Below are 20,258 nucleotides of genomic sequence, written 5' to 3'. Positions count from 1 at the left end.
GCATCCATGGCATTGCCCTTGACATCACGGCCCCATACCTGCCGAGCTAGCTCTCTGTAACGCACACTGACCGCATCAGCATCGTCACGGACGGACGCCGCCTGTCCGCAGGACGATGCCCAGCGCACGCTTTCCGCTTTCCGCCAAGGATGAATACCCTATGTCCAAGCTTAAAATCAGTACCCGCCTGGCCTTCAGTTTCGGCCTGATCATTGTCCTGCTTATCATGGTGGCATTTGTTTCCATCACCCGCATCCGCAATATCAATGCCTCGACGGAAAAAATCCTCAACGACCGCTATGTCAAGGTCATGCTGTCCAATGCGATACAGTCCGAGGTCAATATCCAGGCTCGCCTCCTGAGCATCGCCATCATCGGCGCCAACGATGCCGATGAAGTCAGCAGTTCCGTGGCCAAGGTACAGGCGTCGGTCAAAAAGAACGTGGAACTGCTGGCGCGCCTGAAAGTCCTGGTCAACACGCCCAAGGGGCAGGAGCTGTTCCAGGCCGTGGCGAACGGCCACGAAGGCTATGGCAAGACGCGCGATGCGAATATCAAGCTATTACAGGAAGGCAAATCGGAAACGGCGGGCATTTTCCTGCTGACGCAGCTGCGTTATCCGCAAGAAAAATTCCTGACGGCACTGGCGGCCATGGCCAGCTTCCAGGAATCGCTGATGGAAAGCGAAGGCAAGCAAGCCGGCGCCGATGGGCGCATGGCCATCATCCTGAGCCTGTCCCTGTCGATCGCCGCGACGGCCATTGCCATCACGCTGGCCATCCTGATCAGCCGTTCCATCAGCCGCCCCATAGCCGAAGCCGTCAAGGTGGCGCAACGGGTGGCTGCCGGCGACTTGTCGGTCACCATCGACGCGCGCGGCAACGATGAAACAGGCCTGCTGCTGCGGGCCTTGAAAGAGATGAATGACAATCTGCAAGGCATCGTGGCGCGCGTGCGCCATGGCACGGATGCCATCGCCCACGGCTCGCGTGAAATCGCCTCCGGCAATATGGACCTGTCGTCGCGCACGGAACAGCAAGCCAGCTCGCTGGAAGAAACGGCCTCGTCGATGGAGGAACTGACGTCCACCGTCAAGCAGAATGGCGAAAACGCGCGCCAGGCCAACCAGATGGCGCAATCGGCCTCCAGCGTGGCCAGCAAGGGCGGTCAGGTAGTGGCCGAAGTGATCACGACCATGGACTCCATCAATGCCTCGTCAAAGAAAATCGTCGACATCATCGGTGTCATCGACGGCATTGCTTTCCAGACCAATATCCTGGCCCTGAATGCGGCCGTGGAAGCGGCCAGGGCGGGCGAGCAGGGACGGGGCTTTGCCGTGGTCGCCACGGAAGTGCGCAACCTGGCCCACCGCTCCGCCTCCGCCGCCAAGGAAATCAAGATCCTCATCGACGACTCCGTGCACCAGGTCAACCTCGGCAGCAGCCTCGTGAACCAGGCGGGCAGCACCATGGAAGAGATCGTCAGCAGCGTGCGGCGCGTCACGGACATCATGGCCGAGATCACGTCCGCCAGCAACGAGCAGGAAACGGGCATTGAACAGATCAACCAGGCCATCACGGAAATGGATGCGGTGACACAGCAAAATGCGGCCCTCGTGGAAGAGGCCGCCGCCGCGTCCGAAGCCCTGCAGGATCAGGCGGGCATTCTGGCCGAAGCCGTCAGCGTGTTCAAGCTCGACGGCACGCAGGCGCTGCCGCCGGCGCAGGTGCAAGCCATCCGCGCTCCGGCACGCGCGCCAGCCAAGCCCGCCGCCGCGCCGCGCGTCACGGCAGCGCCCGCGAGGAAAGCAGGCAAGGCGGGCACCCTGGCCGTGGTCGCCGATGCCGAGTGGGAACAGTACTAAGGCAGGACCTGCCGCAAGGCATACATCAGCCTGCGCCTCAGCCGCCCGCCACCACCATGCTCTCGATGAGGATGGACCCCGTCTCTTTGGTGCCGCGGCGCAAGGTGTCGGCGCCTACGGCCACGATGTTGCGCAGCATGTCCTTCATGTTGCCGGCGATGGTGATTTCTTCCACCGGGTATTGAATGACGCCGTTTTCGACCCAGAAACCGGAGGCGCCGCGCGAATAGTCGCCCGTCACGTAATTGGTTCCTTGCCCCATCAGTTCCGTCACCAGCAAGCCCGTGCCCAGCTTTTTCAGCATGGCGACAAAATCGTCGCTGGCGACCGTCAGCTTGGAGGTCAGGTACAGATTGTGCGAACCGCCCGCGTTGCCCGTCGTCTGCATGCCCAACTTGCGGGCCGTGTAAGTCGACAGGAAATAGCCTTGCACCACGCCATCCTTGACGACGTCGCGGCTGACGGTTTTCACGCCCTCTTCGTCGAACGGCGCCGAACCGACGCCGCCGATCACGTGCGGGTCTTCGAAGATCTGCACATGCGACGGCAGCACTTGCGTGCCCAGCGAGTCGTTCAGGAACGTGGACTTGCGGTACAGGGCGCCGCCCGAGGTCGCTTGCACATAAGTACCGAGCAAACCGGCCGCCAGCGGCGCCTCGAACAGCACGGGGCAAGTACGCGTGCCGAGTTTACGCGCATTCAGGCGCGACAGGGCGCGCTCGGCGGCGTAGCGGCCGATGGCTTCCGGGCTCGACATTTTGGACGCGTCGCGCACGGATGAATACCAGTCGTCGCGCTGCATCTTGGCGCCCTTGCCGGCGATGGGCGCCACGGACAGGGTGTGGCGCGAAAACGGGTAGCCGCCGATGAAACCGCGCGAATTGGCGGACACAAAGTGCGATTGCTGCACGTGCACGCTGGCGCCCTCGCTGTTGGTGATGCGCGGGTCGACGGCGAACGCGGCCGCTTCGGCCCGCTGGGCCAGCACGACTGCTTCCTCGGTGGAAATGAGCCACGGATAGAACAGTTGCAAGTCGCGGGGGGACATTTCCAGCATGTCCGCGTCGGCCAGGCCCGCGCAATCGTCCTCGGCCGTGAAGCGGGCGATGTTGTAGGCCGCGTCCACCGTGGCGCGCAGGGCGGACGGCGAAAAGTCGGAAGTGCTGGCATTGCCGCGCTTCTTGCCGACAAAGACGGTGACGCCCATGCCCTTGTCCTTGTTTTGCTCGATCGTCTCGATCTTGCCTTTTCGTACAGAAACGGACAGGCCACCGCCTTCGCTGACTTCGACGGCAGCGTCGGTGCCGCCCGCTTCCCGCGCAAAAGACAACACATCACGGGCCAGTTGCTGCAATTGCTCTTGACTATGGGTAAATACGGAGTCGTTCATGCGCTGTTTTCTTCGGAAAGCCGCTAAAAAGGTTATCATAGCAGTCGTTTACAGTTTACAGGAGCGGTCCACAAGTCCTCTCCCGCCTTATATATCATGCCAAATCCAAACCGGGGAGCTTGCGGCTTCCAATCGACCGAATTCGAACAGGAATATGAACGTCCGTCGAAATCGGAACTCAAACGCCAGATGACCGTCCTGCAAAAGCTGGGCGAAGAACTCGTCAATGAAGCACGCGACCGCGTCAAGCGCGTCCCGATGCCGGAAGACGTGCGCGACGCCATTCTCGAATGCCAGCAAATCAAGGACCACGAAGGCCGCCGCCGCCAGCTGCAATACGTGGGCAAGAAGATGCGCACCCTGGATGAGGAAGAAGTTGCCGCCATCCAACGCACCATCGATAGCTGGAAAGGCTTGTCGAAAGCCGACACGGCCAATATGCACGCGATGGAACGCCGCCGCGACAAGCTCTTGACGGACGACAAGGCGTTGACCGTCTTGCTGTCGGAAAACCCGGAACTGGACGTGCAGCACCTGCGCACCCTGATCCGCAATGCCCGCAAGGAGCAGGCCGAGAACAAGCCGCCAAAAGCCTACCGCGAAATCTTCCAGATCTTGAAAGAGATCGCCAAGAAGAAAAACGGCGGCAAGAAAGATGCCGACGAAGATGACGTTGAAGGCGAAGACGACGAGTAAAAAACTGGGGTCTGACCCCAGCATTGACGAAAAACCGGGATCAGCCCGGTTTTTTTACGACATAGACAGGTGCCCCATGACCACGATAGAAGACGAATTGATTATCGGCCTCGTGTCGATCTCGGACCGCGCCAGCGGCGGCGTGTATGAAGACCTGGGCATCCCGGCCCTGGAAAGCTGGCTGTCCGCCGCCATCCGCACGCCTTTCCGCCTGGAAAAGCGTTTGATCCCGGACGAGCGCTCGCAGATTGAAAACACCCTGATCGACCTGGTCGACTTGAGCCACTGCCATCTGATCCTGACGACGGGCGGCACGGGGCCGGCGCGGCGCGATGTCACGCCGGACGCCACCTTGTCCGTCGGGACCAAGGAAATGCCCGGTTTCGGCGAACAGATGCGCCAGATCAGCCTGCAATTCGTGCCGACGGCGATCCTGTCGCGCCAGGTGGCCGTGATCCGCGAAACGCCCGAGCGCGCCGCCCTGATCATGAACTTGCCGGGCCAGCCGAAAGCCATCAAGGAAACCCTGGAAGGCTTGAAAGACGCTGACGGCAAACAACTGGTGAACGGCATCTTTGCCGCCGTGCCATATTGCATCGACCTCATCGGTGGTCCCTACATGGAAACCGATCCGGCCATCTGCAAGGCCTTCCGTCCCAAATCGGCGCTGCGTCCGGCGCAACCATTACCAGAGGAAAACACATGAGCAACTTGCTGGAAACCATAGAACTCGACAGCGCACCGAATCCTACCGTCTCCATCATCTGGATGCACGGCCTGGGGGCCGACGGCAACGACTTCGTTCCCCTGGTGAAAGAACTCGATTTGCGCGGCTGCCCCGCCATCCGCTTCATTTTCCCCAGCGCCGGCACCATGCCCGTCACCATCAACAACGGCTATGTGATGCGCGCCTGGTACGACATCCTCGTGAACGACCTCGTGCGCCGCGAAGATGAGGCCGGCTTGCGTGCCTCGCAGGCGCAGATCGAAGCGCTGATCGCGCGCGAAAAGGCGCGCGGCATTCCCGCCAGCCGCATCATCCTGGCCGGCTTCTCGCAAGGCTGCGCCATGACCTTGCAAACGGGCTTGCGCCACGCGGAACCGCTGGCCGGCCTGATGTGCCTGTCCGGCTATCTGCCGCTGGCCGACAAGACGGCAGCCGAGCGCACGCCGGCAAGCCTGCAGACGCCGGTCTTCATGGCGCACGGCACGGCCGACCCCGTGGTACCGGTAGCCCGCGCACAGCAGTCGCGCGACTTGCTCACCGGCATGGGTTACAAGGTGGAGTGGCACGAGTACATGATGCAGCACTCGCTGTGCCAGGAAGAAATCGACGCCATCGGCGCGTGGCTGAAAAAAGTGCTGGCCTAAAATAAAACAGGCGCGGTGTGCGCCGCGCCTGCTGTCTTGTGAAACGCCGGGAACGATCAGTTCGCCGGCGTTTTTTCATTCCAGATTTTCAGCATGTCGGGCGATGCTTCCGAGCGAATGCCGTTGTCCGTCAGTATCGATTCCGTCGCTGCCAGCATATCCTTGCGGGGCACGACGACCATTTCCGCATCGCGCTGCTGGAAGCGGAACGTCAGCAAGTCATCGGTCTGGTCGCGCAGCAAGGCCACCAGATGCGCCAGGCTGCGCACGCGCACGCCATTGACGGAATCAACGACCGAGAAGAAACGGGTGCTGTAGCCATTCATCAGCTTGTGCGGGAAGAAGGGCGCGGCGATCACCACCAGCTCATCGCGCTCGCTATCGGGCGCATCGCCGCGCCGCGTGGCCAGCGGATTGCCGGCAAACGCCATGCCGCCCAGGATCGCCGGGTTGCCATTTGGCGCGGCCATGAATTCCGTGGTGGCGCGCGAAAACACCATCGGGCCGAAGATGAAATAGGACGGGTAATTGCCCTGCAGCCCGGCGATCAGCATCGGATGCGCGGCCGAGACGGGTACCTTGATTTTCAGGGGCGCGCCCTGGCGCACCACCGTCAGCGGCAATTCGCCATCTTTCGCCAGCTGCTGCACCCGGTACTGAAAGCGCACACGGCTATTGGCATTCAGCTTGACCATGCCCTGGTTGTCGATGGGGAAATCGCCGATATGCGTGATGACATCCCACTCCTTGAGCGGATAGCCGGCATCCTTGCTGGCCGGCGTCATCACGACGGCGCCCTCGACGCCCTTCGCCAGCTTCAGATAGGTGCGCAGCGCGGGATTTTCCAGCGTTTGCGTCACGTCGCGCATGGCCGGCTTGCCCTTGGGCGCGCCACTTTCCTGATCGCGCAGGAACAGCTCGATTTCCTCGTTGGGGATGATGTAACCGATGTTTTGCGCATTGAGCATGCCGGCAAAGGCCAGGCCGATCATCTTGTCGCCGGCAATTACGGGGCCGCCGCTATTGCCCGGGTTGATGGCCGCATCGATCTGGATGCGCAGGCCGGAGACGGGGAAGTTGTAGCGCACGAATTCGATGCGCGAGACGATGCCCTTGGTGATCGACAGCGACGTGCCGCCCGTCGGATAACCGTACGCCAGCACGGCATCGCGCACGTCGGGCAACACATTGGCGCGCGGCACGGCTTTGTGGCTGGCGAAAAAACTGTCGTCGTCGATTTTCAGCAAGGCCAGGTCCATGCCGCGCGAGATGGCCAGCACGGTCGCCGGGATCTTGTCGCCGGCGCCATTGGCCTGGATCTGCACCTGGCTGGCATAGCCGACCACGTGCGCATTGGTGAGGATGCGGCGGCCTTCGATGACAACCCCGGAGCCCGTCACCTCTTGCGGCGCGGCCTTGCTCCACGGCTTGTACGGATCAGGCCCGCGCAGGGTGGAAAACACCTTGACGACGGAGTTTTCCAGGGCGGAAGCGCTGGCGCTGGCAGCCGTCTCGGCGGCAAGCGCACGCACCGTCATCAAGGGGCAAAAAGAAAGGGCCAGCGCCAGGAAGGCGCGGCCCATCAGGGTGAAGCACGGACGAGTTTTCATTGAGCTTGTTGGCAATGGAAGGGAAGTAAAATTATATATTGAATAATTGCAACTTCATTACACTTTGTCCATCTTTGCCGAAGAACTCCTCTAAACTCATCTCATCAGGCGGGCATGGGCGGCACGCCCAATGCCGGCACGGCCGTCTGTGCCCCATTCATCACCATGGCCAGGAAGGTGTAGTAGCCATTGATGCCCATCAAGTCGACGACGCCGTGCTCGCCAAACAGGGCCAGCGCCCGCGCATACGTGGCGTCGCTGATCCGCTTGTTCTGCTGCAACTCGATGCAAAAGTCGTGCACGGCTTGCTCATCGTCTTTCAGGGCAAGCGGTACGCGCCGTTCAGCAATGGCGTCCACGGCCGCTTGCGCGATGCCGTTCTGCACGGCCAGCGGCGCGTGGATGGCCCACTCGACTTGCTGGTCCCACTGGCGCGCCGTCACCAGGATCGCCAGTTCCGACAGGCGCGTGCCGATCGCGCTGCGGTAGCGCAGGTATTCACCCATGCGCTGCGCCGTTTCCATCAACTCGGGGCTGCGGATCAGCGGCACGAAGGGGCCGTACAGCGCCCCGCGCGGGCCGTCGATGATGGCTTGCGCGGCCACGCGCTGCTGCTGGTCCAGCTGGTCCAGCGGCAACGCGGGCAAACGGTCGATATCGCTACCGGCCATCAAGCGGTCCAGGCGACCACGTCCTGCTGCTGTTCGCCGAGGCCGGCGATACCCAGGCGCATGCTGTCGCCTTTTTTGAGGAAGCGCTGCGGCTTGCGGCCCTGGCCCACACCCGGCGGCGTGCCTGTGGCGATGACGTCGCCCGGTTCCAGGGTCATGAATTGCGACAAATAGCTGACGATCTGCGCCACCGTGAAGATCATGGTTTGCGTATTGCCGGTCTGCATGCGCTTGCCGTTGACTTCCAGGTACAGGTCCAGGTCCTGCTCGTCGATGACTTCATCGCGCGTCACCAGCCACGGGCCGACGGGGCCGAAGGTGTCGCAGCCCTTGCCCTTGTCCCACTGGCCGCCCCGTTCCAGCTGGAACGAGCGTTCGGAAATGTCGTTGACGACGCAATAGCCGGCCACGTATTTCAGGGCGTCCTCTTCGCTCACGTATTGCGCGCGCGTGCCGATGACCACGCCCAGTTCCACTTCCCAATCCGTCTTTTTCGAGCCTTTTGGCAACACGACATTGTCGTCCGGGCCATTCAGGCAAGTAATGGCCTTCATGAAGACGATGGGTTCCGCGGGGATAGCCATGCCGGACTCGGCTGCGTGATCCGCATAATTGAGGCCGATGCCGATGAACTTGCCGACTTTCGCCAGCGGCACGCCGAAGCGTGGATTGCCGCGCACCAAAGGCAAGGTCTTTTCGTCGAGCTTGGCCAGCTTGCGCAGGGCCTTGTCGGACAGTTGTGCGCCGTCAATATCGGCAATCACGCCGGACAGGTCGCGCAGTTTGCCTTCTTCATCGATCAGGCCCGGTTTTTCCTTGCCTGGACGTCCATAACGAACGAGTTTCATAGTCTTCCTTGGAGTTGATCATTGCCGCTGTGCAGGCTGCCATTTTACCGGATGGCCCGGCACGCCTGTAGCGGCCAATGAAAAACATCGCAAGTCCCGGCAGTTGCAAGGCCGCCAGCACACCAAACGCCGCCTGGTAGGCCTGCGGCGGATACTGCTGCTGGCTGTTCAAAGGCCAGCAGCCGAGGATCAGGCCAAAGCCCGCCTGCACCAGGAAGGCGCCCGTGAAAATGAGCAAATTGAGGCAGGTGGCCGCCCTGCCCGTCAGGCTGGCCGGCATGCTTTGCGCGACGATCGCATACTCAAGGCCCGTCACCGTGCCCAGCAAGGTAAACAGCACGGACAGCAAAGGCAGGCTGGGCACCACATTGCAGGCCATCGCCACTTGCACGCCGACAAACAGGACGATGCCGGCGCCCGCCACTTGCATCGGTTCAATCGCGCGCCGCCCCGCCCATTCCGTCAGCATGCCCATGCCGATGGCGCCGAAGATGACGGCCGCCATGCCCAAGTACAACAAATACGCGACGTTATCGTCAGACAAGCCGCCCACGTCGGCCAGCCAGCGGCCTATCCACAAGCCCTGCACGCCAAAGAACACCGTGTGCGGCAGCAGAATCAGCGCGATGGTGCGGCGAAAACCGGGATCGCGGTACACGCTCCAGACGCTGACCCTGCTCTTGGCCGCGGCAGGCGCGGGCATGGCCGGCGACAGCAGGCGGATCAGCAAGGCTATGGCCAGTGCCGCCAGCGCCAGGCCCAGGAAGACGCCGCGCCAGTCCGTGTAGTGCAGCGCCAGCTTGACGGGCATGGTGGCCGTGGCAGCACCGAGGCCACCCACAGCGATCAGATAGCCATGCACGGACGGCAGGCGCGATGGCGCGATGGCGCACGAGATCGCTTTCACGGCGGCCATGAAACAGCCGCCCAGCCCCGCTCCCATCAAGGCACGCGCCCACATCAGCTCGGCAAAGCTGTGACCCCGGCTGAACAGCCACACGCCCAGGGCCGCCAGCGCCAGCAGCCACAATTGCACCGCGCGTGGACCGTAGCGGTCGAGCGCCATGCCGATCGGCAATTGCACCAGCGCAAAAGCCAGAAAAAAGGCGCTGGTGAGCAAGCCCAGCTGGGCTGGTGTCAGGGCGATGGCGCCCAGCAACTCGGCCGTCAGCACGGCATTGACGCCGCGCAGCAGACACGACAGGTAATGCCCGAGCGCGAACGGCAGGAACACCAGGCAAAACACGGCCACGCCGGAGCGGGCAGGCGCAACGGCAGCTTGCATGCTCAGGCGGCCTGTGCCAGGCGGATGATTTTATGCGGCAGCTGCGGCACGGGCTCATCCATTTCAAAGAAAAACTTGTCGTGGCCAAATGCGGGCTTCAAATGATCCAGCCATGTCGCTTCCGCATCGAACTTGGCATAAAACGGCCGGCGCACCCAGTCCGGGTTGCGCGCCTGCAAAAATTGCAGGGCAAACAGTTTTTCGCCATTGATGGTGACGATGCCGTCAATGACGACCTTGCCGGGGAAGGCGCTCATGGACGGTCCGCGCACCGTGCGCGACAGGCCCGACACCATCTGGTAGGCGGCCTGGAAAATCTCGTGCGCCTTTGCCAAAGGCAACTCGAAATAGCCGCGCGGACCCGTGTCCCGTTCGACAAACATGTAATAGGGAATCGCCCCCAGGCGCGTGCCCGTCTGCCACAGCTCGGCCCAGCTTGCCGGGTCTTCATTGATGTGACGGATCAGCGGCCCCTGCATGCGCAAGGTGGCGCCCGTGGAGACGATGCGTTTTACGGCTTGCTGGGCAATGTTCTGGCGCAACTCGACGGCATGACTGTAATGGCCCATCACGGCCAGGTTCTTGCCCGCCTTGACGATGCGCTCGAACAGGCGCATCAGGTCATCCGCATCGCGGTCGGACACGAAGCGCTGCGGCCAATACGCCACCGCCTTGGTGCCGATGCGAATGTTCTGGATGTGTTCCAGGCCCGGCGCCAGCAGCGGCTCCAGGTAGGCGGCCAGTTGCCGCGTGTTCATGATCATCGGGTCGCCGCCCGTGATCAGCACGTCCGTCACTTCAGGATGCAGTTTCAGGTAGGCAACCAGCTCATGCGACTCGCGCGCATCGAACTTCATGTCGTCCATGCCGACGAACTGGGGCCAGCGGAAGCAGAAAGTGCAATACGCGTGGCAGGTCTGGCCCGCGCTGGGAAAGAACAGCACCGTTTGTGCATATTTATGTTGCAGGCCGCGCACGGGCGCGTCGTTGACCCGGGGCACGTTATGCGTCATCTGCCCGGCAGGATGAGGATTCATGCCCAGGCGCAAGCCATGCACATAGGCATCGATGGCCGCCTTGTCGCGCCGCACCAGCACCAGGTCGCGCAGGTGCGCGTACTGCTCGGGTGGCAGCATGTCGCGGTGGGGAAAGACGAGACGGTAGATGGGGTCGTCAGGGATGTTGTTCCAGTCGATCAGTTGATCAAGCACATATTCATTGGTGCGAAACGGCAAGACGTGCGACACCACTTGCACGGCTACACGCTGCTCTTCCGGCAGCCATTCCCACTGCCGCGCCTGCTGAATGGTTTGCCGCGTATACGGCTTGAACTTGGGTGAAAACGGCTCGGTAATGAGTGCGGACACGATCGGCTCCTTGCCTGTAAATAGCGATAACTTTTATGAAATTGACCGTATATCGGCCAATCCCAGCCTTTTTCTCCCGCATGCCAGATCACCCAGGCATGCTGCAAAAGTCATCATAATTCTTGCCATTCGGAACCAAATTGCTGCATATCAACAAGCCGTCGAGACGTTGCATGCTGCCTACAAGCAACACCTTAGTTTGTTCCAACGCAAGCTGAGACGAACTTCGGCGACGTAAATTACGTCTTGGCAACACTTCCCTCGATATCACAAGGAGCTTTCATGAAACGCTTATTCACGGGCAGCCTGCTGTGCCTGGCATTTGCCGGCGGCAGCGTCAGTGCCGCGGTCGAACCAACGGAAAAAGATGCGATCGCCATGGCCGAACGGGGCGCCGCCTTCATGAAGGCGCATGGCAAGGAAGAAATGATGAAGAAAATCACGGCGAAAGACCCGGACTTCGTGCAGGGCTCGCTATATGTGGACATGCGCGACATCAAGACGGGCATCGTGCTGGCCCACCCCATCAATCCTTCCATCGTGGGCAAGGATTTGACGGATGTGCCCGATGCGAACGGCAAGAAATATCGCCGTGAAATCATTGAACTGGCACAAAAGCAGGGCAAGGGCTGGGTCGATTACCAGTACAAGAATCCCGTCAGCGGCAAGATCGAGCCGAAGACCACCTACATTCTGCGCGTCAACGATGTGGTGCTGGAAGCGGGCATCTACAAAAAATAAGACGGGGGCGGCGCGCACGCACGCCGTGCGCCGCCTGCGGTTGGAACAGCCATCGCCAGGAGTCAAGCATGCTCAATCAATTACGCATCGGACCAAAATTATTGCTGGCGCCCACCCTGGTCTTGCTGCTGCTGATACTCAGCTCGAGCGGCGCCTGGTATGGCATGGTGCGGCAAAATGCCTCGCTGGAAAACATGGTGCGGGTACGCATCACGCATTTGAAGGCGGCCGCCGACGTACTAGGAGAGGCCAGGCAAGTACACGGCAATATGTACCAGTTGCTGTCGTGGACGAATGGCAGCTTCGCCAAGGCCCGCCTCGATACGCTGGAGCAACAGATCAAGGCGCGCCATGCAGCCATCGGCACCCAGCTGGCCACGCTGCGCACCACAGCCACGGGTGCCGAGCGCACCTTGGTCGATGCGGCCATCACGGCGCTGGCCGGCTATCGCAAGGCTGTGCTGGAAACCATGGAAATGGCGCAGATGGACCAGTCGATCGCCACCAATTCCATGCTCAAGGCGGAAACCCAATTCGTCCAGTTCAATACGCAGCTGGCGCAACTGTCGGCCCTGGAAACAAGCCTCAGCAGCGAAGCCCATGCGACGGCCAGCGCCGAGTTCCGCAGCCTGGGCTGGAGCCTGCTGCTGACGGTGCTGCTGTCGATCCTCGTTTCCATCGTCGTGACCATGCTGGTGCGGCGCGCCATGCTGGTGGAAATCCGCGGCATTGCCGACGCCGTGCAAGACCTGGCTGCGGGCAAGCTGACGGCCGGCGCGCCCAAGCAGGGCAATGACGAAATCGCCGGCACGTCGCGCGTGCTGGACCAGACTATCGCCCACCTGAACCAGACCTTGCGCACCATCATGGACGCCGTGCAATCGATCGACACGGCCTCGCGCGAAATTGCCACCGGCAACCTGGACTTATCGGCGCGCACGGAAATGCAAGCAAGTTCGCTGGAAGAAACGTCGAGCGCCATGGAAGCGCTGACGCAAGCCGTCAATGACAATGCCGACAACGCCCAGCTGGCCTGCGAGCTGGCGGAGCAAGCATCGACCCTGGCCGTGCAAGGAGGTGCGTCGATGCAGCAAGCGGTGACGACGATGGCGACAATACGCGCCAATTCGCGCCAGATCGTGGAAATTATCGGCGTGATCGACGGCATTTCCTTCCAGACAAATATCCTCGCGCTAAATGCGGCCGTGGAAGCGGCGCGCGCGGGCGAACAGGGCCGCGGCTTTGCCGTCGTGGCGTCCGAAGTGCGCACCCTGGCGCAGCGCTCGGCCCAGGCGGCCAAAGAAATCAAGACCCTGATCGCCACCTCGGTCACCACCATCGACGGCGGCAGCGTGGCCGTGCAGCAAGCGGGCGACAGCATGGGCGCCATCGTGGCCTCGGTGCAGCAAGTCAATGAAATCATCCAGCGCGTGAAAGAGGCCAGTGCGGAGCAGGCGTCCGGCATCACGGAAGTGAATCAGGCCGTCACGCAAATGGATGACGTCACCCAGCAAAATGCGGCCCTCGTGGAGCAGGCGGCAGCAGCGGCGGCCAGTTTGCAGGACCAGGCCGTCAAATTGTCGGCGGCCGTGGCCGTGTTCACCCTCGACCCGCTGGCGTCCGCGCAGCCCGCCTCGCCGGACGAGGAAGCGTTCCGGCATCCGGCCAGTGCGCAGCAGGAGCGGCGCGCACTGCATAGCCCGCTGCGCGGCATGCCCGGCTTGCACGGCGCAAACACGACGCCACAGCGCCGGCGCAGCTAGCTGGCCGGCGCGCGCATCGGTTTGCTCAAGTGAGGCGAACCGGCCAGCACGAAACGCCACGGCGTCTCCATCGCCTTGGAAATACCGATGCGCTGGCCAGCGTGTACCGTCACCTCTTCCTCGCGCGCCAGTAGCATGAATGGCGGCGCATCGAGCGCCAGCCGGTTATGCATATGCGTGACACCGAGCGCCTGGCACACCTTGCCCGGCCCCGAACACAGCAGCCGCGCATCCTCGACGCCGCGCCGTTCACGCATGGTATCGAGTCCCACGAGCGGCTCGATGGCGCGGATCAGCACGCCCGCGCCATGGCCCGCTTCGCGGCACACAAAGTTCAAGCACCAGTGGATGCCGTACGAGCGGTAGACATAGGCGTGCGCGGGCGGGCCGAACATGGCCGCATTGCGTGGCGTCATGCCGCCATACGTGTGCGAGGCTGGGTCCAGCCGGTCATACGCTTCCGTTTCCACGATGCGCCCGCCCACGCCGTCGACCAGCACGGTCACGCCGATCAGCTGGCGCGCCACGCTGCTGGAATCGTCCGCAAAATCGATACCCGCGAGGATTTTTTTCATCCGGCAATTGTACTGCCGCCCATCCCGCCGCACGCCTACCCCGCTTGAAAACAAATAAAACTTGATTTTTTTATCACGAATATCACGATGGGCCGCGTCGTAAAATGACGAAAAACGCGGCTGGGCCGGGCCAAAACGGGGATTTTTGCGAGAATATATTGCAGATATGAACTATTGCCATGCATAAACAGCGATAATCGTCGGGCACTGCGTCAGACGCTCATGCAGCGGGCAGCGGCAGCGCACGACAGAATAAGCACCGGGCACAAAAATGATGATGAAAGCGTAATGATGAGAGCGGCAGCGCAAAAGCAGGTAGTGCAGGAAGATCCGGTTGACGCCCTGATGCGTTCCATCCGTATCCCGCCGCGTCCCAGCCTGCTGGTCGACTTGCAGCGCGAACTGGCGGAACAAGACCCGTCGCCGCGCCGCATCGCGCGCATCATCGCCGATGACGTCGGCATGTCCGGCGCCCTGCTGAAATTGGCCAACTCGCCGTTCTATGGCGCCGCGCGCAAGGCAAAATCCGTCGAGCAAGGCATCAACTTTCTCGGCATTAACCAGTGCAGCGCCATGATGACGGGCTTGCTGGCACGCCAGGCACTGGAAGCGGAAGGCGTGGAACTGACCAACTTCTGGGATGTGTCGGCCAAGCGCGCGCGCGCCCTGGTATTTACTTCGCGCAAGCTGCGCATCGCCCCGCCCGACATCGCCCACACCTTCGGCCTGTTCTGCGATATCGGCGTGCCCCTGCTGATGAACCGCTTCCCCGACTACGTCAACACGTACGCGGCGGCGGCCAACGATGCGCACAATTGCTTTACGGCACTGGAAGATGCGCGCCACCAGACCAACCACGCGGCCATCGGCTGCCTGCTGGCGCGCAACTGGGGCCTATCCTCCGATGTCTCCTGGGCGATTTTGCACCACCACGACTACACAGTGCTGGCCGACCCGTCCACGGACGACGCCATCCGCTCGCTCGTCGCCCTGTCGCTGCTGGCCGAAAAGGGCATTCAGCGCTACCATGGCAACAGTACCTCGCTCGAGTGGGACAAGGGCGGCGAACTTGCCTGCCAGCATCTTGGCCTGTCGCAGGAAGAAGCAGCCGACCTGCTCGACGAACTGCACGAGATGTTCGATACCGACCATTGAGGTATCAGGCGGCCGCGTCCGCCTGTATGATCTGTCCCGGCGCCTGGCCTGAGCCATGGCGCCCGTTTCCGTTTGCCTGACCCGTATTTCTTAACCTGTTGATCGCCATGCCCAAAAATAAGCGCCCTGTCCCCCGTAAATCCGCCAACACGCCTGAAGACAAGGATGAATCCGTCACGCGCATGCTGTGCACGATGGCCCTGAACCTGGCGGAGCAGGAAGACAGCGAATCGCAGGGCACGGTGCTGGCCGAGCAAGCCGTCGAGTTCGGCCGCCTGATCCGCAAGGCCTTGAATCAAAAGAAGGATGAAATCCTGTACGACGCCATCGAGCGTTCGAAATACGAAGACGTGGGCGCCTACCAGTACTTGCGCAGCCACATCGAGGAAGCGGCATCCATTTCCGTGATCCGCCGCGACAACGCGCCGGCCATGGAAATCAACGCCTTCGTCGTGCCCCTGCTGGTGCAAAGCACGGGCGGCTTGAAGGAAGCGGACAGCTTCCAGGACCAGGACGCTTTCGAAGCGCTGGTGAAAAGTTTCCAACAGGCAGAACTGGAAAGCGCCAAGGCCAAGGTGGTCTTGATGAGCCATGCCTACGACCTCGACGAGATCGACCGCATCACCTACAGCCATTTGCACGAGATGGTGCGCGATGCCTATAGCTCGATGACGGACAAGAAGATCGTCGCCACGCCGGGCCTGGAAAGCAGCATCGTCGGCTGGAGCGAGACGGCCTTCGGCCCGCAGGACACGGCCGTCGAACTGCGCTTCCTGCTGGGCTTTACCTTGAAACGCGTGGACGACCCGTTCTATGCGGAACCGAAGGACGAAGCGGCGCTCGACGCCTGGTTCGATGCACGCATGGCCCGCTACCAGCAGTGGACAACGGAAGTGGGCGAGCTCGTCAAGCGTTGCCTGGCGCCAGCCGGCAGCGCCCTGGAAGTAAGCTTCCTCTACCAGGATCTGTTCCACGGCGGCAAGGAACAAGGCATGAGCGAGTACGCGATGCTGCAGATGATGTCCGGCATCAACCATGCACTGGCGGAAAACAAGGTGGACGCCGGCGACGTCTCGGTGGTCGTCGGCCCCGCCGATGAACATGGCGAAATGCTGTTGCGCGTCAATGTCAGCACGGCGAACGGCCAACTATTGCACAGCGCCGACAAGCCGCTGGACCTGGCCGCCGACTTGCAGGACGAAGTCGACGACATTTGCGACGCGCTGGCCACCATCGGCGTGACGCAATTGTCCGTGGCGCTGAAATTCGATGCCAAGGGACAGCCGCTGGAAGCGCAGCCGTACGCGCCGGCGTAAGCTTTACAAGGGCTGTAGTGTTTTCCACTGCAGCAACTTGGCGCCATATGCCAAGGTGTAGGCGGGGCTGCTCGACGGCAAGCTGACGATGCGGTAGCGCTGCGCGTGTTCGCCCAGCACCTTGATGCCCAGCTTTGCCGCCGTGCCGCCGTTGAAGGCGATCGTGTGCAACTTCGGCAGGCTGGCGGCCAGGGCCACGAGGTCGTTGTCGTCGCGCGCACGGATATTGCTGTCCAGGCTGCCCGTGCGCTGCGCCTGCGCCACCACATCCCACAGGCCCACGCCGTGCGCCAGCAAGGTCGCCAGCCGTTCCTCATAGGGCTGGCTCTTCAAATCCACGCCCAGCACCTCGCCCAGCAGCATCCAGAACCTGTTTTGCGGATGCGCATAGTACTGGCTGTGCGCCAGCGATTTTTCGCCGGGCAGGCTGCCCAGTATCAGCAAGCGCGTGCTGGCGTCGACGACGGGATCGAAGCAGCGCTTGCGCGCATCTGCGGCTTGCTCTGGCAGGATGACTGGGCTATTGACTGGGCTATTCAATGGGCGGTCCGGAAGGGAAAACGAAGGACCATTTTACCCGGCCACGCGACGGTGTAGAATTCCCGCACAACCTTCCTGCACACGAGACCGCCCATGCGCACCATCGACACCCTGCTGGCCCAGTATGGCGAAAGCCACCGCAACCACGTCAATGAATGGGTGCACATCGTGTGCGTGCCGCTGATCGTTTTCAGCTTGCTGGGGCTGCTGTGGAGCGTGCATCCCAGCGTGGCGCTGCTCGGCAGTATTCTGGCCTTATACTATTATTACAAGCTGTCGCGCCCGTTTGCGGTGGGCATGCTGGCGATGCTGGCCGCCATGCTGGGTCTGCTGTTGCTTATGCCGCCGCTGACCATCCTGCCCGTGTCGCTGGCGCTGTTCGTGCTGGCCTGGATAGGCCAGTTCATCGGCCACCAGATCGAAGGCAAGAAACCGTCGTTTTTGGACGACTTGCGCTTTTTACTGGTGGGGCCGCTGTTTGTGCTGGGATTTTTATACCGGCGCCTGCGGCTGGCGTATTGAGCGGCAAGTGCTCACCTGGTAACGCGATGCCGGTAACAGATTTTTACTATTCGCAACTAGTTATCTGAGGCAAGTGTCCTTATGATAAGTCATCATCTGCCGGTCGACGCAATCGGCAACCAACTTTTGTCCAAGGGAGTCCCACATGAAAGCACCAATTATTGCAGTGGCATTGCTCGCCACCCTGGCCGGCTGCGCCGTACAACCGAATTCGGCAAATGTCTACAATGCGCGCCAGGCGCAGAACGAACAATCGGTTCGCATGGGCACGGTTGAATCCGTGCGCCAGGTAACCATCGACAAGGGCGAAACGGGCACAGGCGTGCTGGCTGGCGCGGCGCTGGGCGGCGTGGCCGGCTCGACAGTCGGTGGCGGCAAGGGCGCCATCGCGGCCAGCATCCTCGGTGCCGTCGCTGGCGGCATGGCCGGCAAGAGCATCGAAGCGAATGCCTCGAACAAGGCCGGTCTGGAAATCACCGTACGCCTGGACAATGGCGACATGCGCGCCATCGTGCAAGACGCCGACGAGCTGTTCCGCCCGGGCGAGCGTGTGCGCCTGCTGTCGGACGGCCGCAAGACCCGCGTCACGCACTGATCCGCTTGCCGGCGCACGCGCTCAGCCGAATGCGCCGGCAGCGAGCAAGACTGAAGGGTGCAGCCAGATGGCAATCACCGCCGTCACGACGACATACACAAGCACGCTCCATACTTTGATCTGCAGTGAGGCTGGCATGGCGGTCCCCTTCAAAGATGCAATCCGGAAAATATTACTTGATAATAAAGTAAATATTTTCATAAATTCAACATTTTCCAGAAGCACTGCGCTGGCTCAATGCCTAGTACCTTCTGGCAACACATCGAGCAAACTCGACCGCACTCGCCATCCCTGCGCGATGCCCGTATACTTGCGCGATGTCCTCTCCTCTCCTGTTCATCATTGCCTGCCTGATCTGGGGCTCCACCTTCTGGGCCATCACCTTGCAGCTGGGCGATGTCACCCCCGCCGTTTCCGTGGTCTACCGCTTCGGCCTCGCGTCCGCCACCCTGTTTGCCTGGTGCGCCGTGCGCGGCGACCGCTTGCGCCTGCCCTGGCGCGCGCAAAAATGGATGTTGCTGCAGGGACTGGCCTCGTTTGCCCTCAGCTATGTGTGCACGTATAGTTCCGAACAGTATCTGGTGTCGGCCCTCGTCAGCGTGCTGTTTGCGCTGATGGTCTTCTGGACGCCGTTGCTCAACCGCATCGCCTTCGGCACACCGATCACCTTGAGCACCTGCTGCGCGGCATTCGTCGCCATCTGCGGCATCGTGCTGCTGTTTTACCAGTCCATCGGTGCGGCGCTGCAAGATATTCTGGGCGGCGGCAATGGCCATTTTCTGCTCGGTTTTATCCTGGCGCTGGTGGCTACCGTGTCGAGCACGGCAGGCAACGCCCTCGTCATGAAAGTGCGCGAACATTCGGGCAACGTGATGCTGACCATGGCCTGGACCATGCTGTGGGGCACCTTGATGGTGGCCGCCTGGGCCATCGCCACGGGCCAGTCCTGGCAGCTGCCCACGCGCCCCAGTTACTGGATGGGATTGGTGTACCTGGCCATCTTCGGTTCGGTGATCGCATTCAGCGCGTATTTCACGTTAATCGCCCGCATCGGCACGCAAAAGACCGTGTATATCGGCGTCGTCACGCCCGTCATTTCCGTGCTGCTGTCAGTGCAGTTCGAACACTACCGGCCTGCCGCCATCGAATGGGTGGGCATGGTGCTGTGCCTGTCCAGCGTGGCCTGGGCCTTGACGTCGGGCACGCGCAAGACGAGTACCATCGCTTCCCTTTCCACCACTCCATCAACAAAGGCAACATGAGCACCTCTTCCTCCCTCGCCATCCGTCCCGCGGCCGCATCCGACGTGGCCGCCATCTTCGGCATGATCCATGAGTTGGCCGTGTTTGAAAAACTCGAACACATGATGATCGCCAAGGAATCCATGTTGCACGACAGCCTGTTCGGCGCCCATCCCGCATGCGAAGCGCTGGTCGGCGAGGAAAATGGTGAAGTCGTAACGTTCGCCCTGTTCTTCCATAATTTTTCCACCTTCCTGTGCCGCAAGGGCCTATACCTGGAAGACCTGTACGTGAAGCAATCGGTGCGCGGCAAGGGTTATGGCAAGCAGATGCTGGTGGCGCTGGCGCAACTGGCCGTCGAACGCGATTGCGGCCGCTTCGAATGGTCGGTGCTGGACTGGAATGAAAACGCGATCAACTTCTACAAGGGCATGGGCGCGGACGTGATGCCGGACTGGCGCATCTGCCGGGTCGCTGGCGATGCCTTGACGCAATTGTCGGCGGGCACTCCAAAGCTTGCCTGATTGGAGGGGAACTGTAAGCGTAAGTTCCAAAAAAAATCCCCGCGGGCTAGCGGCACCGCGGGGCAGAACCCATTGTCAAGTGGGAGGGGGAGAATGCAATCAACGGTTATCAATATAAACGCTGCCGCTTGCGATGGCGCAGACCTTTACATTTGCTTACCGGGCCTTACATTTGACTTAAATC

The 20,258-nt window shown here is 61.6% G+C and carries 21 protein-coding genes; 12 read left to right on the top strand and 9 right to left on the bottom strand.

The features are described 5' to 3' along the window. Positions 1 to 160 precede the first annotated feature (160 nt). Entirely contained in the window at positions 161 to 1,864 is a 1,704-nt protein-coding gene (locus SKZ59_RS01670; protein WP_319990633.1) for a methyl-accepting chemotaxis protein, read from the top strand. Between the two features lie 37 nt (positions 1,865 to 1,901). On the opposite strand, the gene pmbA is transcribed toward SKZ59_RS01670, so the two are convergent. Continuing rightward, positions 1,902 to 3,254: a metalloprotease PmbA gene (pmbA, locus tag SKZ59_RS01665; protein WP_319990632.1), complete on the bottom strand. Its 1,353-nt coding sequence runs from the start codon at positions 3,252 to 3,254 to the stop codon at positions 1,902 to 1,904. 96 nt (positions 3,255 to 3,350) lie between these two features. On the opposite strand from pmbA, the gene yjgA reads away from it, so the two are divergent. From yjgA to SKZ59_RS01650, 3 genes are all read left to right on the top strand, one after another. After that, complete coding sequence (yjgA, locus tag SKZ59_RS01660; protein ID WP_034746337.1) at positions 3,351 to 3,950, top strand: ribosome biogenesis factor YjgA; 600 nt, start codon at positions 3,351 to 3,353, stop codon at positions 3,948 to 3,950. 76 nt (positions 3,951 to 4,026) lie between these two features. Further along, the gene (gene mog, locus SKZ59_RS01655) at positions 4,027 to 4,656 is read left to right on the top strand and encodes a molybdopterin adenylyltransferase (protein WP_319990631.1); all 630 of its coding nucleotides are present in this window, start codon (positions 4,027 to 4,029) and stop codon (positions 4,654 to 4,656) included. Beyond that, a complete protein-coding gene (locus SKZ59_RS01650; RefSeq protein ID WP_319990630.1) occupies positions 4,653 to 5,321 on the top strand; it encodes an alpha/beta hydrolase in 669 nt (222 codons plus the stop codon). The genes mog and SKZ59_RS01650 overlap by 4 nt, the downstream gene beginning before the upstream one ends. 56 nt (positions 5,322 to 5,377) lie before the next feature. Here the strand turns inward: SKZ59_RS01650 and SKZ59_RS01645 are convergent, their stop codons facing one another. The 5 genes from SKZ59_RS01645 to SKZ59_RS01625 form a co-directional block, all read right to left on the bottom strand. Next, the gene (locus SKZ59_RS01645; protein ID WP_235194152.1) at positions 5,378 to 6,931 is read right to left on the bottom strand and encodes a S1C family serine protease; all 1,554 of its coding nucleotides are present in this window, start codon (positions 6,929 to 6,931) and stop codon (positions 5,378 to 5,380) included. A 104-nt stretch (positions 6,932 to 7,035) separates the two neighbouring features. After that, positions 7,036 to 7,602: a carboxymuconolactone decarboxylase family protein gene (locus tag SKZ59_RS01640; protein ID WP_034746328.1), complete on the bottom strand. Its 567-nt coding sequence runs from the start codon at positions 7,600 to 7,602 to the stop codon at positions 7,036 to 7,038. Beyond that, on the bottom strand, positions 7,602 to 8,450 hold the full coding sequence (locus SKZ59_RS01635; RefSeq protein ID WP_046684323.1) for a fumarylacetoacetate hydrolase family protein: 849 nt from the start codon (positions 8,448 to 8,450) through the stop codon (positions 7,602 to 7,604). The genes SKZ59_RS01640 and SKZ59_RS01635 overlap by 1 nt, the downstream gene beginning before the upstream one ends. After that, on the bottom strand, positions 8,395 to 9,735 hold the full coding sequence (locus SKZ59_RS01630) for an MFS transporter (protein ID WP_319990629.1): 1,341 nt from the start codon (positions 9,733 to 9,735) through the stop codon (positions 8,395 to 8,397). Before SKZ59_RS01630 ends, SKZ59_RS01635 begins: the two co-directional genes overlap by 56 nt. A gap of 2 nt (positions 9,736 to 9,737) precedes the next feature. Next, entirely contained in the window at positions 9,738 to 11,102 is a 1,365-nt protein-coding gene (locus SKZ59_RS01625) for a lysine 2,3-aminomutase (RefSeq protein WP_319990628.1), read from the bottom strand. Between the two features lie 282 nt (positions 11,103 to 11,384). On the opposite strand from SKZ59_RS01625, the gene SKZ59_RS01620 reads away from it, so the two are divergent. Both SKZ59_RS01620 and SKZ59_RS01615 read left to right on the top strand, forming a co-directional pair. After that, positions 11,385 to 11,843, top strand: a complete 459-nt coding sequence (locus tag SKZ59_RS01620; protein WP_070301115.1) for a cache domain-containing protein — start codon at positions 11,385 to 11,387, stop codon at positions 11,841 to 11,843. Positions 11,844 to 11,911: 68 nt separating this feature from the next. Then, on the top strand, positions 11,912 to 13,606 hold the full coding sequence (locus tag SKZ59_RS01615) for a methyl-accepting chemotaxis protein (protein ID WP_319990627.1): 1,695 nt from the start codon (positions 11,912 to 11,914) through the stop codon (positions 13,604 to 13,606). Here the strand turns inward: SKZ59_RS01615 and SKZ59_RS01610 are convergent. Next, positions 13,603 to 14,181 (bottom strand): DNA-3-methyladenine glycosylase, encoded by a 579-nt coding sequence (locus SKZ59_RS01610; protein ID WP_319990626.1) that lies wholly within the window; start codon positions 14,179 to 14,181, stop codon positions 13,603 to 13,605. The genes SKZ59_RS01615 and SKZ59_RS01610 overlap by 4 nt on opposite strands. 288 nt (positions 14,182 to 14,469) lie before the next feature. Here SKZ59_RS01610 and SKZ59_RS01605 point away from each other — a divergent pair, with 288 nt between their 5' ends. Both SKZ59_RS01605 and SKZ59_RS01600 read left to right on the top strand, forming a co-directional pair. Next, positions 14,470 to 15,336 carry an HDOD domain-containing protein gene (locus SKZ59_RS01605; RefSeq protein WP_034746307.1) on the top strand — a complete coding sequence of 289 codons (867 nt, stop codon included), beginning with the start codon at positions 14,470 to 14,472 and terminating at the stop codon, positions 15,334 to 15,336. 107 nt (positions 15,337 to 15,443) lie between these two features. Next, positions 15,444 to 16,652: a hypothetical protein gene (locus tag SKZ59_RS01600; RefSeq protein WP_319990625.1), complete on the top strand. Its 1,209-nt coding sequence runs from the start codon at positions 15,444 to 15,446 to the stop codon at positions 16,650 to 16,652. 3 nt (positions 16,653 to 16,655) lie between these two features. On the opposite strand, the gene SKZ59_RS01595 is transcribed toward SKZ59_RS01600, so the two are convergent. Continuing rightward, positions 16,656 to 17,192, bottom strand: a complete 537-nt coding sequence (locus tag SKZ59_RS01595) for a DNA-deoxyinosine glycosylase (RefSeq protein ID WP_257620222.1) — start codon at positions 17,190 to 17,192, stop codon at positions 16,656 to 16,658. Positions 17,193 to 17,285: 93 nt separating this feature from the next. On the opposite strand from SKZ59_RS01595, the gene SKZ59_RS01590 reads away from it, so the two are divergent. Then, on the top strand, positions 17,286 to 17,714 hold the full coding sequence (locus SKZ59_RS01590) for a DUF962 domain-containing protein (protein WP_034746303.1): 429 nt from the start codon (positions 17,286 to 17,288) through the stop codon (positions 17,712 to 17,714). Positions 17,715 to 17,859: 145 nt separating this feature from the next. Continuing rightward, entirely contained in the window at positions 17,860 to 18,309 is a 450-nt protein-coding gene (locus SKZ59_RS01585; protein ID WP_034746298.1) for a glycine zipper 2TM domain-containing protein, read from the top strand. 21 nt (positions 18,310 to 18,330) lie between these two features. Here the strand turns inward: SKZ59_RS01585 and SKZ59_RS01580 are convergent, their stop codons facing one another. Then, positions 18,331 to 18,510, bottom strand: coding sequence for a hypothetical protein (locus SKZ59_RS01580; RefSeq protein ID WP_319990624.1), 180 nt, complete (start codon positions 18,508 to 18,510; stop codon positions 18,331 to 18,333). 116 nt (positions 18,511 to 18,626) lie between these two features. Between SKZ59_RS01580 and SKZ59_RS01575 the strand changes: the two genes are divergently transcribed. Then, positions 18,627 to 19,571, top strand: coding sequence for a DMT family transporter (locus tag SKZ59_RS01575; RefSeq protein WP_319990623.1), 945 nt, complete (start codon positions 18,627 to 18,629; stop codon positions 19,569 to 19,571). Continuing rightward, positions 19,568 to 20,074, top strand: coding sequence for a GNAT family N-acetyltransferase (locus SKZ59_RS01570; RefSeq protein ID WP_319990622.1), 507 nt, complete (start codon positions 19,568 to 19,570; stop codon positions 20,072 to 20,074). The genes SKZ59_RS01575 and SKZ59_RS01570 overlap by 4 nt, the downstream gene beginning before the upstream one ends. Positions 20,075 to 20,258: the final 184 nt, after the last annotated feature.

The organism is Janthinobacterium sp. GMG2, from assembly GCF_033949445.1.
In the GTDB taxonomy this organism is placed as follows: Bacteria; Pseudomonadota; Gammaproteobacteria; order Burkholderiales; family Burkholderiaceae_D; genus Janthinobacterium; species Janthinobacterium aestuarii.
Note: the sequence above shows the minus strand (reverse complement) of the source record. Positions and strands in the feature narration are given on the sequence as shown.

Coding starts and splice junctions, on each gene's coding strand:
- SKZ59_RS01670 (WP_319990633.1), top strand. CDS start 161: ATGTCCAAGCTTAAAATCAGTACCCGCCTGGCCTTCAGTTTCGGCCTG.
- pmbA (WP_319990632.1), bottom strand. CDS start 3,254: ATGAACGACTCCGTATTTACCCATAGTCAAGAGCAATTGCAGCAACTG.
- yjgA (WP_034746337.1), top strand. CDS start 3,351: ATGCCAAATCCAAACCGGGGAGCTTGCGGCTTCCAATCGACCGAATTC.
- mog (WP_319990631.1), top strand. CDS start 4,027: ATGACCACGATAGAAGACGAATTGATTATCGGCCTCGTGTCGATCTCG.
- SKZ59_RS01650 (WP_319990630.1), top strand. CDS start 4,653: ATGAGCAACTTGCTGGAAACCATAGAACTCGACAGCGCACCGAATCCT.
- SKZ59_RS01645 (WP_235194152.1), bottom strand. CDS start 6,931: ATGAAAACTCGTCCGTGCTTCACCCTGATGGGCCGCGCCTTCCTGGCG.
- SKZ59_RS01640 (WP_034746328.1), bottom strand. CDS start 7,602: ATGGCCGGTAGCGATATCGACCGTTTGCCCGCGTTGCCGCTGGACCAG.
- SKZ59_RS01635 (WP_046684323.1), bottom strand. CDS start 8,450: ATGAAACTCGTTCGTTATGGACGTCCAGGCAAGGAAAAACCGGGCCTG.
- SKZ59_RS01630 (WP_319990629.1), bottom strand. CDS start 9,735: ATGCAAGCTGCCGTTGCGCCTGCCCGCTCCGGCGTGGCCGTGTTTTGC.
- SKZ59_RS01620 (WP_070301115.1), top strand. CDS start 11,385: ATGAAACGCTTATTCACGGGCAGCCTGCTGTGCCTGGCATTTGCCGGC.
- SKZ59_RS01615 (WP_319990627.1), top strand. CDS start 11,912: ATGCTCAATCAATTACGCATCGGACCAAAATTATTGCTGGCGCCCACC.
- SKZ59_RS01610 (WP_319990626.1), bottom strand. CDS start 14,181: ATGAAAAAAATCCTCGCGGGTATCGATTTTGCGGACGATTCCAGCAGC.
- SKZ59_RS01605 (WP_034746307.1), top strand. CDS start 14,470: ATGATGAGAGCGGCAGCGCAAAAGCAGGTAGTGCAGGAAGATCCGGTT.
- SKZ59_RS01600 (WP_319990625.1), top strand. CDS start 15,444: ATGCCCAAAAATAAGCGCCCTGTCCCCCGTAAATCCGCCAACACGCCT.
- SKZ59_RS01590 (WP_034746303.1), top strand. CDS start 17,286: ATGCGCACCATCGACACCCTGCTGGCCCAGTATGGCGAAAGCCACCGC.
- SKZ59_RS01585 (WP_034746298.1), top strand. CDS start 17,860: ATGAAAGCACCAATTATTGCAGTGGCATTGCTCGCCACCCTGGCCGGC.
- SKZ59_RS01580 (WP_319990624.1), bottom strand. CDS start 18,510: ATGAAAATATTTACTTTATTATCAAGTAATATTTTCCGGATTGCATCT.
- SKZ59_RS01575 (WP_319990623.1), top strand. CDS start 18,627: ATGTCCTCTCCTCTCCTGTTCATCATTGCCTGCCTGATCTGGGGCTCC.
- SKZ59_RS01570 (WP_319990622.1), top strand. CDS start 19,568: ATGAGCACCTCTTCCTCCCTCGCCATCCGTCCCGCGGCCGCATCCGAC.